Raw genomic sequence first — 3185 nt, 5'->3', positions numbered from 1 at the left:
CGGGTCAGCTCCTTCAGAAAATCCTGCAAGCGGTTATAGACTTTTTTTTCGGCAAGATTACCTTTCTCAGCCTTCTCTTGAAGTTCTTCCATCTGGTATTCCCACCACCCGATATTTTCAAAATTAGTACTTATAATATCCATATCCATCAATTGACGGTATTCTTCCTGCTTGGCACCCTCTAAACTCTCAGCTCTTCTAAAATCCCGGCGTTGCTGTTTATAGGCTCTATTTCGCCTCAGCTCCTTTTGGCGATCTTTCAGTTTATTTAAGTCAACATCAAAAAGAGAATACTTGTTCTCTATTTGTTCTAGTTTCTCGTATGCTCTGAGGTAAGTTCTCTGCCGTCGAAGCATCTCGGCAGATTTAAGTTCTTTTTCAAACAAATTTTGAACAAACCCCTGATCTTTTTCTCTTAATCCTTTTGCCAATGCATCAAGAGTGAAAGCCGAAACAGCGTTGCTCAAAACAAAAGTGTCGGGCCATTCGTCATTTTTCCCATCGAAGAAATTAATTTCTGTTGGATATTTTTCCCGTTTATAATACTCCAGAAAAGCTTGTAACTTAAAAAGTCCGGCATCTTCATCGCCGGCTACGGCGCTAAAGAAAAATGGTTTCATCTTTTCGGTTAATTCAGTATTGATCCAGGCGTCCCCTACGGCAAGTACTCCGCGAATTTCCTTATAAATTAAAGGGGTTGCCGATGCTAATTGAGCCCCTTCCTGCAGGCCTCCTACGTATATCATAGATGGGTTAGCAGGAATTGAAATAAGCAAACGTTCTATTAGCCGGGCAGCCACTGGAAGATTGGTTTGTAATGAGGTTTTATTCAAAATCTCATTTGAAGCGATAATAATATACCCCTGTTCTTCCGCAATACTTCTAAAAAGCTGGGCCGTAGACCTCCCCCTACCTTCAGGATCAAAGAGTACAAGAACCGGCCAGGTTTCCCCGTTTTCAAAGTCCTTCGGAATATAAATAGAAAAACTTTCAGAAATACTATCCTGCACGGTTAAGGAATCTACAACAACTCCTTTAGAGATAAGAGTTTCCTGGGACCAGGAATGGTTCAAGATAAAAATCCCAATTATTAAACTTAGAAAAAGTCGTATCATTTAATTGCTTTATTATAAAGATACAATTTGTAATTTAAAAATAATCCATAAAAAAAGCTTCCATCTTATAAGATGAAAGCTTTTTATTGGGAAAGAATTAAATTCTTTATTCAGATTTTATTCTTTGTAATTTCATTTTTTCAGACGGAAATATCAGTTTGGCTAAAATCGATATTACCAAAAGATCGGCAAATATCAAAAATAATACTCTCACAACTTCAATCCCGGAAAAACTAAGACCTGTAAAGCCTATCAGCCCGGTCACCACGGCTAGTATTAAAAATAAAGGACTATATTTTCTCATAATTAATTTTATTGTTTCGACTAGTACAAATCTAGTCACAGATAAGTCGTAGAAGTATTAAGAAAATTACAATTAATTTGGATTTAACTTAAACAGATAGCGAGGCGTAAAGATAAGTTAACAAAACCTCCAAAAAAGGCATTATTTAACAAGTGTAAAAGGGGTGAGATTAATAAATTTTAACCAAGCCTTCTCTTTATAGGCGCATGCTCAATCACGTTAGAAAGAATAATGTGGGTTTTTATTTCTCCGTAAGTAATAAGACGATCTATAAATTCGGTTAGGTGAACCTGATCAGATAAAACCACCTCCATTATAATGTTCTCATTTCCGGTAATACGATAGCAATTAACCACCTCCCTGAATTCGACAACTTTTTCCAAAAAAGGTTTCAGTCGCCCCATGAATGCACGTAAGGTGATTATAGCTTTCAATTGATAGCCTGTTTTATGATAGGAAACCTCGGTTTTGTAACCTGAAATAACCCCGGCATCTTCCATTTTTTTAACTCTCTCGGCCACTGCCGGGGAACTCAACCCAATTTCTCTACCTATATCTGAGAAGGATCTGCGAGCATTTTTTTGAAGTCTTTCCAGGATGGCCCAATTCAATTCGTCTATCTTCATATTTAAAGTTTTCAGAAGTAATTCCTTAAAATCAAAGGTAAATTAATTATTCAGAATTAAAAATGAAAGAAGACACTGTGGCTTTCTTGGTAAATTTAGATTAAAATTGGAAGAATATGGAATCAGCATTTCCAAACAATACTTATCATTTACCGGTATACAGAAAAGCCCTGGAGATCTTTAGAATTTCACGTGCTATGGCTGCGTATTTCACAAATGATAAACACGTTTTGGAGATGGATCTTTCTGCTAACCCACAAGATTTTGAAGCCGGACATCTGGTTACTGAATCGCTTCAGCTCGCCCCCGGAATTGCATCGGCAGCTTGCGCCCCAAATTCAGAATCACGCCTTCAACGGATAAGAAATATCAGAGCAGTAGCCCGAAACCTGAAAAGTCTTTGCAAAAAACTGGAATGCTGTGGAGTAAAGGAAGTTGAGTTTCTTAATCTTTTACGCAAAGAAATCCATACTTTCGACAAAATGGTCTCCGACTGGTTTCATAACCATAAGGCTTAATCTATTCCAGAAAAGCAAGATTTACTCCCTGTATAAACATGTTGGTCCCGATTATAGCGATAATCAGTCCCATAATCTTTTCAATCACAATGATCTTGTTTTGTCCGATGAACCGCACCAGGTAATCACTCGAAATAAAAGCCAAATGATTCAGTAACATTACAAGACCAAACACTAACACTAAAATAGCCATATCAAGATAATCGGCTGTGGTGGTATAGTTCATTGCCGTTACTATCGTTCCCGGTCCCGCCAAAATTGGAATTGCTAATGGAGAAATCGAAATTCCTTCATTAAAGTCTATCTCGGTCTGGTTATCAATACTGGATTGCTGCGCTCGAATCATCTCAAATCCCACGAAAAAAACAAGTATTCCTCCCGTAATCTTAAAGGCCGGGATAGTTAATCCGAAGAAATCGAAGATATATTTTCCCAAAACTATAAAACCGGAAACTATAATAAAAGCCGTAAAAGTTGCTTTTTTGGAAATATGTCTCTTCCTGGTCCTATCAGCCTGTTTGGTAAGGCTCATAAAGATCGGGATATTCCCCACAGGATTATTGATCGCAAAAAACGCGGTAAAAACTCCTATGGCAAACAACCAGAAATTTTCCATAGTTTT

At 37.5% G+C, this 3185-nt stretch carries 4 protein-coding genes; 1 reads left to right on the top strand and 3 read right to left on the bottom strand.

What is annotated here, in order from left to right; all coding sequences use genetic code 11:
• A partial coding sequence (locus ACESK1_RS12780) for a hypothetical protein (protein WP_372920564.1) occupies window positions 1-1115 on the bottom strand: 1115 nt, incomplete at its 3' end.
• A 483-nt stretch (window positions 1116-1598) separates the two neighbouring features.
• Window positions 1599-2045, bottom strand: coding sequence for an Lrp/AsnC family transcriptional regulator (locus tag ACESK1_RS12775; protein ID WP_372920563.1), 447 nt, complete (start codon window positions 2043-2045; stop codon window positions 1599-1601).
• A gap of 116 nt (window positions 2046-2161) precedes the next feature.
• On the opposite strand from ACESK1_RS12775, the gene ACESK1_RS12770 reads away from it, so the two are divergent.
• A complete protein-coding gene (locus ACESK1_RS12770) occupies window positions 2162-2563 on the top strand; it encodes a hypothetical protein (RefSeq protein ID WP_372920562.1) in 402 nt (133 codons plus the stop codon).
• Between the two features lies 1 nt (window position 2564).
• On the opposite strand, the gene ACESK1_RS12765 is transcribed toward ACESK1_RS12770, so the two are convergent.
• Window positions 2565-3185: MarC family protein (locus tag ACESK1_RS12765; protein ID WP_372920561.1), on the bottom strand; the 621-nt coding region annotated here is incomplete at its 5' end.

This window comes from Salegentibacter sp. (assembly GCF_041642575.1).
Classification (GTDB): Bacteria; Bacteroidota; Bacteroidia; order Flavobacteriales; family Flavobacteriaceae; genus Salegentibacter.
Note: the sequence above shows the minus strand (reverse complement) of the source record. Positions and strands in the feature narration are given on the sequence as shown.

Excerpts from the sequence above, each read along its gene's own strand:
- ACESK1_RS12775 (WP_372920563.1), bottom strand. The coding sequence starts at position 2,045 with ATGAAGATAGACGAATTGAATTGGGCCATCCTGGAAAGACTTCAAAAA.
- ACESK1_RS12770 (WP_372920562.1), top strand. The coding sequence starts at position 2,162 with ATGGAATCAGCATTTCCAAACAATACTTATCATTTACCGGTATACAGA.